The organism is Microbulbifer variabilis ATCC 700307, assembly GCF_000380565.1.
Lineage (GTDB): Bacteria > Pseudomonadota > Gammaproteobacteria > Pseudomonadales > Cellvibrionaceae > Microbulbifer > Microbulbifer variabilis.
This window is the reverse complement of the sequence record NZ_AQYJ01000025.1, coordinates 1-14799: the sequence shown is the minus strand read 5'-3', so window position 1 is coordinate 14799 and position 14799 is coordinate 1. Positions and strand designations below refer to the sequence as shown.

13 protein-coding genes are annotated in these 14799 nt (G+C 45.8%); 6 read left to right on the top strand and 7 right to left on the bottom strand.

The features are described from left to right. Window positions 1-56: 56 nt before the first annotated feature. Window positions 57-806 carry an alpha/beta hydrolase family protein gene (locus G367_RS0108815; protein WP_040628594.1) on the top strand — a complete coding sequence of 250 codons (750 nt, stop codon included), beginning with the start codon at window positions 57-59 and terminating at the stop codon, window positions 804-806. Window positions 807-979: 173 nt separating this feature from the next. Here the strand turns inward: G367_RS0108815 and G367_RS0108810 are convergent, their stop codons facing one another. Further along, window positions 980-1873 carry a LysR family transcriptional regulator gene (locus G367_RS0108810; protein ID WP_020412755.1) on the bottom strand — a complete coding sequence of 298 codons (894 nt, stop codon included), beginning with the start codon at window positions 1871-1873 and terminating at the stop codon, window positions 980-982. 201 nt (window positions 1874-2074) lie between these two features. Between G367_RS0108810 and G367_RS0108805 the strand changes: the two genes are divergently transcribed. Further along, window positions 2075-2737 (top strand): peroxiredoxin-like family protein, encoded by a 663-nt coding sequence (locus tag G367_RS0108805; protein WP_020412754.1) that lies wholly within the window; start codon window positions 2075-2077, stop codon window positions 2735-2737. A gap of 138 nt (window positions 2738-2875) precedes the next feature. Continuing rightward, window positions 2876-3442 carry a carboxymuconolactone decarboxylase family protein gene (locus G367_RS0108800; RefSeq protein ID WP_026305015.1) on the top strand — a complete coding sequence of 189 codons (567 nt, stop codon included), beginning with the start codon at window positions 2876-2878 and terminating at the stop codon, window positions 3440-3442. 182 nt (window positions 3443-3624) lie between these two features. Here the strand turns inward: G367_RS0108800 and G367_RS0108795 are convergent, their stop codons facing one another. The 5 genes from G367_RS0108795 to G367_RS0108775 form a co-directional block, all read right to left on the bottom strand. Further along, window positions 3625-4170, bottom strand: a complete 546-nt coding sequence (locus tag G367_RS0108795) for a PepSY domain-containing protein (protein ID WP_020412752.1) — start codon at window positions 4168-4170, stop codon at window positions 3625-3627. Window positions 4171-4255: 85 nt separating this feature from the next. Further along, window positions 4256-6247 (bottom strand): TonB-dependent receptor, encoded by a 1992-nt coding sequence (locus G367_RS0108790; RefSeq protein WP_211214919.1) that lies wholly within the window; start codon window positions 6245-6247, stop codon window positions 4256-4258. A 121-nt stretch (window positions 6248-6368) separates the two neighbouring features. Beyond that, window positions 6369-7736 carry a sensor histidine kinase gene (locus G367_RS0108785; protein WP_020412750.1) on the bottom strand — a complete coding sequence of 456 codons (1368 nt, stop codon included), beginning with the start codon at window positions 7734-7736 and terminating at the stop codon, window positions 6369-6371. Next, window positions 7733-8431 carry a response regulator transcription factor gene (locus G367_RS0108780; RefSeq protein ID WP_020412749.1) on the bottom strand — a complete coding sequence of 233 codons (699 nt, stop codon included), beginning with the start codon at window positions 8429-8431 and terminating at the stop codon, window positions 7733-7735. Before G367_RS0108780 ends, G367_RS0108785 begins: the two co-directional genes overlap by 4 nt. A 393-nt stretch (window positions 8432-8824) precedes the next feature. Beyond that, window positions 8825-9226: a hypothetical protein gene (locus G367_RS0108775; protein ID WP_157533434.1), complete on the bottom strand. Its 402-nt coding sequence runs from the start codon at window positions 9224-9226 to the stop codon at window positions 8825-8827. A gap of 859 nt (window positions 9227-10085) precedes the next feature. On the opposite strand from G367_RS0108775, the gene G367_RS0108770 reads away from it, so the two are divergent. Then, a complete protein-coding gene (locus G367_RS0108770) occupies window positions 10086-12131 on the top strand; it encodes a S8 family peptidase (RefSeq protein ID WP_020412747.1) in 2046 nt (681 codons plus the stop codon). Window positions 12132-12623: 492 nt separating this feature from the next. Continuing rightward, window positions 12624-13568 (top strand): urea transporter, encoded by a 945-nt coding sequence (locus tag G367_RS0108765; protein ID WP_020412746.1) that lies wholly within the window; start codon window positions 12624-12626, stop codon window positions 13566-13568. A gap of 421 nt (window positions 13569-13989) precedes the next feature. On the opposite strand, the gene G367_RS26105 is transcribed toward G367_RS0108765, so the two are convergent. After that, entirely contained in the window at window positions 13990-14154 is a 165-nt protein-coding gene (locus tag G367_RS26105) for a hypothetical protein (protein WP_020412745.1), read from the bottom strand. Between the two features lie 348 nt (window positions 14155-14502). Here G367_RS26105 and G367_RS0108755 point away from each other — a divergent pair. After that, window positions 14503-14799, top strand: a 297-nt coding sequence (locus G367_RS0108755) for an Hcp family type VI secretion system effector (RefSeq protein ID WP_020411089.1), incomplete at its 3' end; no start/stop codon positions are given.

The following is a 14799-nucleotide window of genomic DNA, read 5'->3' as shown; positions in this document are numbered from 1 at the left end:
GGTTTTTCTTTGTTAAGATTAGAATGCCTTATAATCAACATATATTGGATAGCATTATGGAGTTTAATTTTCCAAATCGTGACGGCGTAGAATTAAAGGGTAAATTAGAGAATTCCGCCGGGAATCCAAAGGCCTATGCAATTTTTGCTCATTGTTTCACATGCTCAAAAGATATCATTGCTGCGAGCGCTATTAGCAAATCATTAACTAGTAAAGGAATATCAGTATTAAGATTTGATTTTACTGGGTTAGGCAACAGTGATGGAGATTTTTCCAATACCAATTTTTCATCTAATGTTGAGGACTTGCTTAGTGCTTACAATGAAATTGAAAATCGCTTTGAAGCACCCAAATTGCTAATTGGCCATAGTTTTGGTGGTGCTGCCGTATTAAAAGCTGCTGGTATGTTAAAGACAGCCAAAGCTGTTGTTACTATAGCCGCTCCAAGTGATGTTAAACATATCCAGCATATGTTTAAAGATGAGCTCGATAACATCAATAAAACAGGACAGGCAAGAGTGGTGCTTGCTGGCCGAGAGTTTACACTAAAAAAGCAGTTTATCGATGACATCAATGAAGCAGACATCTTGGTAAACCTTAAGGAATTAAGGAAAGCCTTACTAGTTATGCATTCACCACTAGATAGTACTGTCTCTATTGATCATGCTGCAAAAATATTTGGCGCTGCGCACCATCCAAAAAGTTTTATTTCCTTAGATAAAGCCGATCACTTGCTTATGAAGAAATCAGATGCTGAATATGTCGGCAATGTTATTGGAGCCTGGGCTCAAAGATATGTTAGTTAATATGACATATAATAGAGAATAATGTTGGAGCTGAGAATCCAATAAAAATGGGGACTCGTCTGCTAAGGATTAAGTTGTAGTGCTGAGCTTTACAGACTTCCTGGAACCTTTGGATCAAACAACAGAGCCAGCACCAGATGGTATTTGGATTATTACATTTAGTATCCGGAAGCTTAATTAAGCTCATTTTTCAAAAAATCGATGAAAACTCTGGTTTTTGCAGGCATAGCTCTCCCGCTAGGAATCAGTGCGCTAACAGGTGGGCCAGGCACCACTTTCTCCGGAAATAACTCAACAACTTCTCCACTCTGAATAGAAGAGTCGAGTGCTTTATCGTATACCTGGGCTATACCCATACCAGAAACAACTGCGTCTATTAAAGTTCGTCCATCTCTAAATATTGCCAGTGGGGAAGGGGAAAACTCAATAATTGAACCATCATTTTCTCGAAATGACCAGGCTCTCACTTTTCCAGTAGGTGCTCGAAATACAAGCGCGTCATGTTCTCTCAGCTCTTCTAAAGTCTTAGGTTTACCTTTTTGTGATAGATATTTTGGCGAAGCACACAGGATACGTTTGGATTCGCACAATGTTTTTGCGATAAAAGAACTATCTTCTAGTTTACCGATTCTCACAACGACGTCCCATTCACCTCTGATAGCATCTTCTAGGCTGTCTGAAAGAGAAACCTCGACAGTAACCTTGGGATGTAACTGCGTGAAGTTTTTTAAAGCACTTACAATATTTCGACCAATTCCTATCGGTAAATTGATACGTAAGCGCCCAGCGGGTTCATCCTTTCTAGCATTCAGCAGTAACCTAGCGTCATTGATTGTTTCAATCGCATGTTTAGCGGCATCAAGAAATATCTTGCCTTCTTCTGTCAACCTGATACTGCGTGTTGTTCTGTTGAATAACTTAAGGCCCAATTCCTCCTCAAGCTTCTTAACGGCCTTACCCGTGCCTGATTTGGTTGAGTTCAATGATGCTGCAGCTTTTGTAAAGCTCCCATGCTCGGCTACAGCGATAAATACGACTATCTCGTTCAAATGAGCTTGCTGAAACATTGATTGTGTCCTTCGTGGATACAATGAGTTTCAAAATAGCATGTTTATAGCACATTTCAAAGTAACTAATCTTCTCGATAGTGGCTTGGCGTAGATACTTACTTGAAGGCTAATTCAAGAGTCATGTTCGTAACCTTTTGGTTACATCGGAGTTTACCCATCGCCCCAGGCTGAAAATTTAAACGATTAGAGGAATAGATTATGTCTCTTCAAGAGAAACTAGATGCTTTTAAAGAGGTGTTTAAGAAGCAGGCCCCAGCAGGTGCGCTCGAAGCCTTTGCTCGGTCCTCCAAGGAATTGGCTGATAGTGGTCAGGTTGAGCAGTCAATCAAAGTAGGAGAGAAAGTCCCACATTTTGCATTGCAAGACTCTGAAGGCAAAGAAGTTGTCTTGGATGAACTCCTCGCTAAAGGCCCCGTCATTCTAACTTTTTATCGCGGGGTATGGTGCCCTTACTGCAATATTGAGCTGCGGGCACTGGAAGAGGTTGCCGACGAAATCAGAGCTCGTGGTGCAACTCTGGTAGCTATTTCCATGCAAGGCCCCGCTGAAAGTCGTAAATCCCAGCGAGATAACAAATTGAGCTTCCCAATTCTTACTGACCAGGGAGGAGAACTCGCTGCCAAGTTTGGTATCCGCTGGACATTGCAACCCTATGTAATTGAGTTCCACAGGATGTTCAAAGTCGAACTCCCAATCATCCACCGTGATGGAGAATGGAATTTACCTATGCCCGCAAGATATGTCATAGGTACTGATGGAGTTATCACCTATGCGGAAGTCAATCCTGACTATACACGTCGTCCTGAGCCGAATGACCTATTTCCAGTGCTTGATAAGTTGAGTCAGTCTACGGCTGCATAGTGGGACAACATCTGTACCTCTTTAACACAAAACAAGTGCCAAAGAGGTACAGAGCAATTTGAGATAATTGCTTTGATGGTTCAAAACTTTGTGGATATTCAATGCAATTTTATATCGAGCAATATAAAGGTAAAGCTCATGGTCAATTTTACAAGATACACAATTGAAACAGCTCCAGATGCCTCTAAAAAAACCCTAGAAGCCGCTAAGAAAAAAATGGGGTTTGTGCCCAACCTAATGGCCACCATGGCTGAATCACCCGTAATGGTAGAGAGCTATCTAACGCTTATGGAGCTATTTGATAAATCTCGTTTGAGTGAAACAGAGCGGGAGATAATCTTGATGACAAATAGTCGCCTGAATGGGTGCACCTACTGTATGGCTGCACATACGGCAGTTTCCAAAATGGCTGGTGTTGATAAGGAGGTAGTCAAGGCACTACGCAACGGCACGCCAATTGGTGATCCTAAGCTCGAGGCGTTACGGACTTTCTGCATCCTTATCAATGAGAAACGTGGATGGGCAACAGAAGAAGAGGTTGAGAGGTTTCTCGCAGCTGGTTATACCAAGGAGGCTGTTTTAGAAGTGATTGTTGGCACCAGCCTTAAAGTGCTCTCAAATTATTCCACTCACAATCTTAAAGTCAGTCTTGATGATGCGTTTTTGCCTATGGCCTGGAGTAAGAATATGGATTCAGCTAGCTAAGATACAACTTAAGACGCATCATCTTCACAATCCTTACCAGAATCAGACTTAATGAAGAGGGCGAACCAACAAAAGTAAAGCATCTATAAAATGGGACGCCCTTGGCGTATCAGGTCGATTGCTTGTGATGGTAAACCACTCCGATACGCCATTTTTTTAAAATCTTGATATGCCAGATATAGTTATATCCCGCTCCCTCCCATAAAAAAAGCAATAATCAGGGAGATGAGGCCAAGCGAGGTAAACTGTACGGCAGCTTTCCTGAATTTTGGTACAGCAAAAGCAACTACCAATCCGCTGATCAAACTAAACACCAGGCTTGCCCCCAACATAATTGCCGACAACCAAAACACAGGTCCGGCATGCCCCTTGTGAATCAGTAAAAACTGATGCCAGAGGTCATGCTCCTTGATGTGGAGGGTAGCCCCATTTTGGTCTTTGTTCGGCTCTAGATAAACTTCCCGTTTGTAGCCATACCAACCGATGTATTCATCTTCAAGATAAAAATCCGAGGGCAGGGCGATTTGTTTGGGCTCGATAAGTGGGGAAACAACACCCAGGGTTTCTGTCTCGCTTTTGGGTAATCCTTCAGGCAATGAGAGAGTATATTCATATTCTTCTTCAGCACCGCCTTTTATATCGAAAAGATAAAGTACACCAGTGGCAATGTATAATATTGCAATCGGTAAAAAAAAGCAGGAAAAGTAGGTGTGGAGCTTGATCCACAATAAACGGTTTCTGGATTTCATAAGCAATAAAGGACGCAATACAAGTGCATTGCGCCCTGATAGTAAATAAAATAATTAGAGGAAATTAGAATCTGTAGTCTACCGATAGTCGAATATCTCGACCTGCCTCATAAATGCCAGCTACGTTACCAAATCCAGGGATATCGCTATAATCCGCTACGCTGGAGTGATCCCGGTAATGCTCATTAAACAGGTTTTGCACCGCTAAATTCACATTTAGGCGATCATCTGCCCCAGGTTCCCAATGCAAGTAAAGATCGTGTACTTGGTAACCTGGCTTATCGACCTTTTGGGTGGTGTCGACTTCGTCGTCAACTTCTACTGAGCGATGTAAGACTTCAATATCATTCAAGTCCTGTACCAGGGTGAAATTCCAGCCCAGCTCCAACTTAGTTGTAATCGCGTAGCTGGCAGTCAGGTTCCATGTATCACCACGAGCATTCGCCAAACCGTTGTGTTCATATCCCTCTACAGTCTCTCCATTCAGCTCCGAATCATTGTGATTAAATGCGGCGCTGATGCTTAGCTGATCCCACACATAAGAGGCACTGAGTTCAAATCCTTCAGTCTCAAGTTCACCAATATTTTCGTAGTAAACTGGACGCCCTACCTGATCAAAAATAACGTCATCGATAGCACTGCGGTAGATAGCAGCTTTTAGCCCAAGGCCATCCTGGCTATATTCTAACCCAAGCTCGGTATTGTCGACGGTCTCAGGATCCAGGTCAGGAGCGAGTTCTGCCGACCAAAGTGTAAATCCATCTCCAACCTCCTTGCCACGCATCGCTGTTGCATGGCCCACGGTGAGGGTGAGCGCATCAGTAAACGAGTAGCTCATACCAATATTGGGGCTGAAGCCCTGGCTATCGGCTTCATCATCATGGGTTACCTGCTCCAACTCATACTTGTCGTAGCGCAGTCCAAAACTCAGTAACAGAGCATCTGTAGCCTGCCAATGATCCTGAATATAGGCACCGCGAACCTGGCCTTCTTCAAGCCAGGAATAGAGCCCCCCCTCCAGGCCTTCCACTTCATCCTCTCGGGCCTCTATACCGTAGTTGATGGTGTGCTGGCCGATACTACTGGTATTGCGCAAATCAAAGCCAAGGGATTCCACGGAAGCCCTGTAATCGTATAGCTCCCGCCATGCCTCTGATTTTGTGTGGTAAACCGTTGTTTCCAGATTGATCAGTTCATTGAGTGAAAACTGGTGGTTAACGACAAATGTCTGTCGTTCAGTTTCCATTGGGTAGAGAATGGCTCTCTGGAGGGCGGGCCAGTTGGGGTGCTTGCTGAATTCCCCGGACTCTTCCCGCTGTTCAAAGCTGACACTCAGTTTTTGATCTTCAGATAAATTGCCACTCAATTTTATAAATGCGAGATCCTGGTCGGAGGCTGTGCCATAGATAGTGTCACCGTCGCCATCCTCCATATCATCGCGATCAACCGTCACAAATGAACCCAGTAGTCCCCAGCTGTCAGAGAGCTTGCCATAAACTGAGGCACTGGCCTTTTGGCCATCATTACTGAATAAACCGCCTTTCACCATTGCGCCAAGCTGTTCACCTTCATCAAGCAGATCATCGGCATCTTTGGTCTCAAAGCGGATTGCTCCTCCAATTGCACCGGCCCCGCTGGTAGCCTCGCCCGCTCCAGCTTGCACCTCAACTTTTTCCAACAACTCTGGTTCTATCGATACCCGGCCTATATGGTGGAAAAGGGTGCTGGTTTGTGGGGCACCATCAACGGTTACATTGAGAAGGGTGTCTTCCATACCGCGGATGTAAATTTTTTGAGCGATACCCAGCGATCCACCTACAGATACGGACGGTATCTGGCGAAAAATATCGCTAAGATCATTTGCCTGCTGCTTATCGAGTTCTTCAGGTGTGATTTCGGTATCTGTGGCGACGCCGACAACTACCACGGTTTCTAAAGGTTCTTCAGTCGGACCTTCTTGCTGCGTCTGCTGGGCTTGGCTGATACCAGAAGCCAGAGCGCTGGATATCATAAAGGGGACTAACGCGTATTTGTTGTGAGAAATGTTGCGGGCCATTTCGCTGTCCTTCACAGAGTCACTTATTTGCAAATGCGAATTATTCCTATTGGCACTTATGAAGTACAGCGGTGTTGCATTTGTTACATTTGATTGCTTCAGGCTTTTCTAAAGTCCTGGCCTATGCGGGCTCCAAGCACATCGGTGGTTGAGCCGGAAGAATGATCCTCATACACAAGCCCCCGGCAGGGCGGTTGGAGGCCACCACTGTAGCGCCCACACTGTTTAGTTGGCGCCGCGCCAGGGCTAGACCAAGGCCAAAATTCTTGGATTTCGATGTACGCGACTGATCCACCCGGAAAAACGGTTTAAAAATGCTGTCCAATAATGCTTCTGGGACTCCGGGCCCAGAATCTTCAACATCAATAACAAAGTTTCCATCCCGGTTTCTCTCAAGAAGGACGTGGACGGTCTGCCCCTCCGGTGTATAGCGCATTGCGTTGCGCAGTATATTTTCCAGGGCCTGGCCAACCGCTTGGTGATTGGAATGTTTTATTTCCGCAGAGTCTGGCAAGTAGGTACAGATAGTGCGATCGGGGAATTCAAACCGGGCATCCTCCACAATCACATCGATAAGATCTACCAGATCTAGATTTTCAATGCCTGCGGAAGGCTGCTCGTTGTCCAGCCAGGCAAGGGTAAGCGTATCTTCCACCAAGCGCCGTATATGGGAGGACTCCCGTTGAATGCGCTGGATATTTTTGTCATCTGAATGTGAAGTGCTGGCACTTTCGATAGCAATATCCAAGCGAGTGAGAGGGGTTCTCAGTTCATGGGAGAGATCTGCAATCAACTGGCGTTGATTGACAATTTGCTCACCAATACGAGCGGCCATCTGATCAAAGGTTTTTGCCAGTTGGGAAATCTCATCGTCGCGATTGCCCAGTTGGCGATGTACACGTATATCGAAGTTGCCGCGGCTGAACTCCCGAGTTGCCTGCTCCAGTTTGCGCAGGGGGTTCATAATGTGGCGGTAGAGCAATAGAGAGACTAAGGCCAAAATCCCCATGGGGAGGAGTATTTGAAGCACCAGCCGGGTAGTTTGCCAGTAGCCGCCGGGGCGCATTCTATCGGGAAGGAGTATCAACAGGCTGGTTTGCTTAGTTACAAAAGGGATTTCCATCACCGGATTATCTTCAAAATACAGGTGAACCTTCCATTCAACATCGCGGCCCAGGTTGTATCCGATATAGCGATGCTCGTTACCCCTCTCACCAGCGATATGTGTCACTTCATACTGCGTAACGGTGGCCCAGGTATTCTCCTGTTTCTGCAATGCTTTTAGCCACCGATCTAACTTCGAATTATCGCCAGAGAGAAAAAGTGCTTCGGCCTCCTGACCCCACTGCTTCAACTCCTCCCGATGAGATGGCTCAAGCAGGCTCATCTGCTCCTCAGTACGGATGGTCAGGGAGTTGATCGTGTAAAAGAGGGCGACTATACCTGCGGTAATTAGGAGGCAAAGCTTCCAAAGGAGTTTGCGGCTCATTTTAGACAATACCCCTTGCCGTGTACTGTCTGCAGCCGGTCTCCACGCCAACCTGCACAGGCCAACTTACGTCTGATCCGACTTAAATGCATATCCAAGCTGCGATCATAAGCACCTAAAGTGCGGTTGAGAACCTGTTGAGAAAGGTATGCTTTACTCAGGACCTCCCCCCGATGCACCGCCAGCTCCCACAGCAGCTTGAACTGGATAGCAGTGAATTCAATCGCCAATTCCCCGGCAAAAGCTTGCTGAGCATTTAGGTTGAGATGGAGGTTATCGATTTCCATATGGTTGAGAGTTTCTGCCTGCACAGGCTGGCTCCGGCGCAATAAGGCCTCAATCCTTAATAGCAGTTCAGTCTTATTAAATGGTTTAGCCACATAGTCATCCGCCCCTTGGCGCAGTCCAGTGATCCTTTCCTCCTCGGCCCCCATAGCCGTTAGGATTATGACCGGCACTTGGTTTGTCTTGCGTAATATTTTAAGCAAGGAAATACCGTCCATTTCTGGAAGCATCAAATCGAGCAAAATTAACTGATGTTGTTCCTTCGCAGCTTGCAACAGTGCGCTATTGCCGTCATAGCAGGCATTCACCCGATACCCCGCGCTCTGGATCATTTCACTGAGTTGATTATTGAGCTCACGATCGTCTTCAACGATCAGGATATTGAATTGTGCAGGCGGTTTTTGGCTCATTGTGACATCGGCTGAAAATAAACTCTTTGAACGCCAAATTACCACAATGGGCAATGTCTAAATACAACTACCCGCTCAATGATCTCATCCTCTTGGTTAGAGATACCCCTTAAAGCTTTTCAGTCCTCTCGTGGCTGACTTTGGAATAGGGGTAGTGTAATTTTCAGCCGCTTTTGTAAAGTGGCTGTGATCGTTAAGCTTTTGTTCGCTTTCACTGATATATATGAGTTGATGTTTAGTGTAGATAGGTACTCGGCTAGGCGTTTCTCGTAAATCAAAGTCCTTAAGTGACAAAAAAATCAATGATTTTCTAAGCCTAATTGAGAACCATAAGCTCTTTTCAATATCTGGACTCTGAGGAACTGGGGTAGGCCAAAACCTACCCATGGGCGCTTACAACTCCGATTGAGGTGGAGCATATCTATTCGACGGATCGGTTTTAACGGCTTGTCTGGAGGTTCCTTTAGTGAAGAGTTCCCCATCACTAAACCAGTGAAACAATATCAAAGAGATTCCAAAAAATCCGAAAGTATCTAGTTTCCAAGTTCCCTGTACAACAAGCGTCAGTTGCTGGAACAGCAATATAGAAATGGACGCAAAGTATGCCCATTTCTTATTCAGAAATAGAGCTGGCATTACCAGCAACCAAAGTACAAGTTGAGAAGTAAAGGCATACAAAATTACAGGACCGTGGATCTCGGAATATCTGTCCTTAGCAAGAATGTTCATTGCGAGCATTCCTGTCGCCAAAAGAGAAGTTAAAATAACGTAGGTTTTTCTCAAAAAATTTTTCATTGGTACAAACTACAACTTAACAATATAAATGCTGAAAACTAAGTGGAGTATCGACAAACACGGAATTCACTACCCTTGGTGGGTGTCGCTAATCATTATTTTAACAATCCTCTAAGATTGGTCCATGCCGTGGAGTTGTTTCGTTCAAAAAGGCGTTATCGAGTTGGACTTGATACAAGACCCAACATGGCGAGACTCCATTCACAGCTCCCGGCAACGCTCAATGATCTAGAGAGTACAGGCGCATAATCCGGACCCACTCCCCGACAAACCCGTAAGACGCGTATCGCGTATTGAAGGCCAAGGCTGCTAAGTCGAAGTTCCTTTAAGTTGAAATGTTGAGGAAATATCAACAGGAACTCTTTGCTATCTCAGATGTGAAAGGCAACTTTTTACCCTACTAAGGCGGCTTCCCAACTACTGGCAATTCTAGTTAAGAAAAATTATTTTGATATGATATAACATTATATTATTTCAACGAAAGTGAATCATAATTTTTTTCATAAGAGTTTTATTAACCTCTTTCCTTGGCATCCCCCGTGAACCACATCACGATTTTTTTGCGGAAAATTACACATCACTTAAATTTTTTATGAAAAGTTTAAATTTGTCGCTGTAGGTCACGTCACTTTCAGAGTCTTCGATGAGGACAATATTTGCTAAGTCGTTATAGATTCGCACCAAAAATGAAACAGTGGTGCCAACTTCGCCCTGGCTAACTAAATAATCCTAAATTGAGCAGTTTTTGGGTTTACCTTTTAGCGAATTTATTTAGCTAAGACAGGGCGGTTCAGAAGTATCCAAATATCAAAATATTTTTTGATACTTGGATAAAAATAACTTCGGAGAAACCACAATAATGAAATCATCATTGAAAATTCTTTTGCAAAAGACAGCTCTGGCAAGTGCAATTTCGTTACTTTGTACAGCGCCTTTCGCTGCCCATGCGGAAGAGGCGGACAACACACTGCTGACTGATCGCATCATTGTGAAGTACAAGGAAAGCGCTAAGGTCGGACGGGCTACGATCATGGCAAAGGAAACGGTAGAAAAAGCCTCCCGTCGTGCCGGCCATAAAATGCAGCACCTACGTCGTATGGCTACTGGCGCCCAGGTAATGCGCCTGGAAGGTCGGAAAAATAGAGCTGAAGTAAACGCAATTATCGAGCGATTGAACCAGGACCCGGATGTTGAATACGCAGAACCGGATCTGATCATGCGAGCGATGGCTGTACCCAATGACCCAAGCTATCTCAATCAGTGGCACTACTATGAAACCACCGGCGGTTTGAATCTTCCATCAGCCTGGGATGTCACCCAGGGCAATGGGGCAGTGGTTGCAGTGCTCGATACTGGTTATCGTCCCCACGCCGACCTGGCAGACAATATTCTGCCGGGCTACGATATGATTTCCGATACCTTCGTCTCAGTGGATGGCGATGGCCGCGATAGTGATGCTACCGATCCCGGTGATTGGTATAGTTCTGGAACTTGCGGCGATAGCTCTTCAAGCAACAGCAGCTGGCACGGCACCCATGTCGCTGGCACTATCGCTGGGGTTACCAACAATAATATAGGCATTGCCGGTGTCGCCTACGAGGCCAAGATAGTCCCAATACGTGTACTCGGCCGTTGCGGGGGCTATACCTCAGATATTGCCGATGGCATGATCTGGGGCGCCGGCGGTTCTGTCAGTGGCCTGCCGAACAACGCCAATCCTGCCCAGGTGCTTAATCTGAGTCTTGGCGGCGGCGGCAGCTGCGGCACTACCACGCAGAATGCCATCAATACCGCTCGCAGCCTCGGCGCTACCGTTGTTGTAGCCGCCGGTAATAGCAATACTAATGCAAGCCAATTTACCCCTGCGAACTGTAATGGGGTGATCTCAGTCGCTGCGACTAATCGCAGTGGCGGCCGTGCTTACTACTCTAACTACGGCAATGTGGTAGACGTTGCAGCGCCAGGAGGAGCACAGAGCTTCGCCAACGATTCCGATGGCATTCTTTCCACCTATAACAACGGCACCACTGACCCCGGCAGTGACAGTTACTATTACATCCAGGGCACCAGCATGGCTGCGCCCCACGTTGCAGGCGCTGCGGCATTGCTTTATTCCGTAGACTCCAGTCTTACACCAGACGAAGTCGAATCAATTCTCACGAGCACCGCGAGGAGTTTCCCTGCTTCGTGCAACAGCTGTGGTACCGGTATAGTCGATGCAGCTGCGGCCGTAGCCATGGCCAACGGTGGTGATGGTGGCGGTGGTGGTAACGATGGCGGAGAACTCGAAAACGGTGTCACTGAGACCGGTATCCAGGGTAGCAGTGGTGAGGAAATTTACTTCACCCTGGATGTCCCCGAAAATGCCACGGACCTCTCCTTTAAAATGTCTGGTGGAAGCGGCGATGCTGACCTCTATGTTCGCTTTGGCAGCGCACCGACTACCAGCACTTATGACTGCCGCCCCTACACATCAGGTAACAACGAAACCTGTGACATCGCTAACGTACAGGGCGGAACTTATCACGTCATGGTGCGTGGCTATAGCTCTTTCTCCGGCGTGAGCCTCGAAGGTAGCTACACCGGAGGTAACGGCGGTGGCGGTAGCGATAACTGGGAACAGACTGGCCTTACTGGTTCCAGCAACAGCTGGCAGCACTTCACCATTGATGTTAATAGCGGAGCCTCAACGTTGAGCGCCGTTATGGAAGGTGGCTCTGGCGATGCTGACCTCTACGTGCGCTACGGCCAAGAGCCTTCCCGCACGGCATATGACTGCCGTCCCTACGAATGGGGCAATGATGAAAGCTGCAATATCAGCAATCCAGATGCAGGCACCTGGTATATCAGCATTCGCGCCTACTCAGACTACTCCGGCGTTACTCTTAGCGCTAGTGCTCAGTAATTAGGCTGACACCCGCCCTATAGTTAGTTTTCTGTAGGGTGGGTCCATACCAGTTCCGGCCCAGGTAACTGTGATCAAATAACATAAAAGGCGACCAATATAGCCCAATACCAGTCAGCTAAGCTGACTGGTATTTTGTTAGGGCATAGCGCATCGACTATTTCTTTACAGCACTTGGAAATTACACTCTTGTCTTATTGGCAGGACGAAGGCCCGGCCATACTGAGGTTATCGTTTCCGAGTGTATCGCGACATATTGCTCCAACTTAATCACCTAGCGTGCCGTAGTCACTACAGCTGGACACATAGGGTAGCCTTTACATGCTGTATCTAGCGTCGCACTTTACTCACATCATCATGACAGAAATTTAATGAGTACAAGCTCCCTCACTCTAATCTTCAAAGCTTCCTCGAGAACACCATATAATTTAATAGAGCATCTCATAATCAAGTAGAAAAATAGGAGCAATAGTTTGTACATAGCAATCCTAAATGAAGATTACCGAAATCAAGTGGCAGCACTTGCTGACGATTGCCCGAAGAGTAAAAACCTCATCAAAAGTCCCTAGTAAAATCTCAATGACAAAGTCGACACCTACAAAAATCAGATACTATCTAGTTAGTCTATTCAGAGGCGTAAGCCAAGTCATCCTTCAAAAAAACGCATTAAGTGGTGTTTTATTCTTATCCGGAGTAGCAGTTAATTCGGTTACCATGGCTCTTGGAGCAGTACTTGGTGTTATCACAGCGACCGTTTGTGCAGGAATTTTGCATTACCCTGTGAAACACATTGAAGAGGGATTATTTGGGTACAATGGAGCCTTGATCGGTATAGTCATATTCTTATTATATGCTCCATCCCCAATTACTATTTTATTAATTATTGGTGGAAGCGCTCTAACAGTATTGATCATACGCTTTATGATGCTTCACATTTTCCTTCCGCCTTATACTGCACCATACATTCTGGTGATATGGGCTATATGGATATTTGCCCCAACACAGGACCTAGCGCCAGCCGTAACATCCATGAATGAAAAAATTTCAACATGGGGGATATTTGAAGGTATAGGTCAGATTATATTTCAAAACAATGCCATTACCGGTATTTGCTTTTTAGTTGGACTTTTCATTTCGAATAAGTCTCATGCGCTTTGGAGCATAATTGGTGGACTGCTTGCCACATTCCTGGCCATGTTCCTAGCTTTACCACCAACACTAATCCTAGCTGGAATCTTTGGCTACAACGCATCTCTGAGTGCTATTGCACTATCAAATGGAAGTAAGCAGTGGCTAGCCCCTCTTGCAGGTAGTGTATTAACCGTTCCAATTGCGATGGCCCTTATGGGTGCTGATATTATTATTTTAAGCGCTCCATTTGTTATTTCCAGCTGGGTTATATTGTTATTAAAGAGGGAGCTCGCAATAGGTCGTTAATTCAGCAAATCAGAACAAGCGCTATCACCACGAAAACTATTGGCATGATAGGGCACCAACCTCTTCAACAATCACTTACTCCGAATAGACGATAGGTCCACTGATCAGCTCGGTAAAATCGAAAGTAACTCCAAAGGAATTCTTCACTCATCCGAATAATGGTTCGACGATCGGAAGAATTTAGGGTACCTGCAACTGCTGCATGTGCCGTGTGTTGCTTAAGCATTCAGCTTCAATACTCTGACCGTCTTTAAGACCTTGTCCTTAGCTGCGAATGGCAGCCCCTTTATCGGAATGAATAACTGGCTAGGGAAGGGGAGAGATAAACTGTGTCAGCTCAACTGCACGATTTAAAGCGGTTCCCTTTGGTACCACTCAGTTGGTTAATCCAATGTGGCAAGCTTCTTCCATATTAATAATTCTACCAGTGATGATTAATTCCAGGAATTGGTGGACGGTCATTGGAGCCGGCAGCATCCTGACGCACAACGACAGTGACATCACCATCTTCCGTTAACCCACTTTCAGCTTGCTCTGGGCCGGGCGAAGAGCCACTAGGCCAAACAATACGTATCTTATCTTTCAACTCTGCCCCTATTAAAATAATTTCAATTAATATAAGAGAGCTAGCAATTCTTAAATTTTCAAAATCCTTCCAAATTTTTGCGAGACGGAAAATTAAACTGTAATTGTCTGTATATTTAATTGGTGTCAGAGTCGAATACGCTCAGCAGGCATATTCCCAACAACAGTAAAAGGGCTTCAGTTAATTGGTGCCAGAGTCGATTAAATAACGAAAAAATATAGTTTTTTTTTGCTTTTCTCTCTGTTTAAATCACCCCAGTTGCCACTGCGACGTTACCTGAGCTACCGCTTCATCGCTTTGGTAAAGGATTAACCACCAACATCAAAAGCCAACCAAGAGGGAATCCCCATGGCTATCTACATGAACTTCAATAACAAAGCCACCAAAGGCAACGTCACCGCCAAAGGTTACGAAGACTGGATCGAAGTTGACAGCTTCAACTTTGGTGTTGGCCGTGGTATCACCATGGAAGCTGGTGCTACCTCCAACCGTGAAGCCTCTCGCCCCAGCCTGAGCGAAGTCACTTTCACCAAGCGTATTGACGCTTCTTCCGGTGGTTTGTTCAAGTCTTCTGTCACTGGCGACGAAGGTGTGCCCGTAGAGATTCATGTTGTACAGACCGGCGCCAACTCTGTAGAAAAGTAC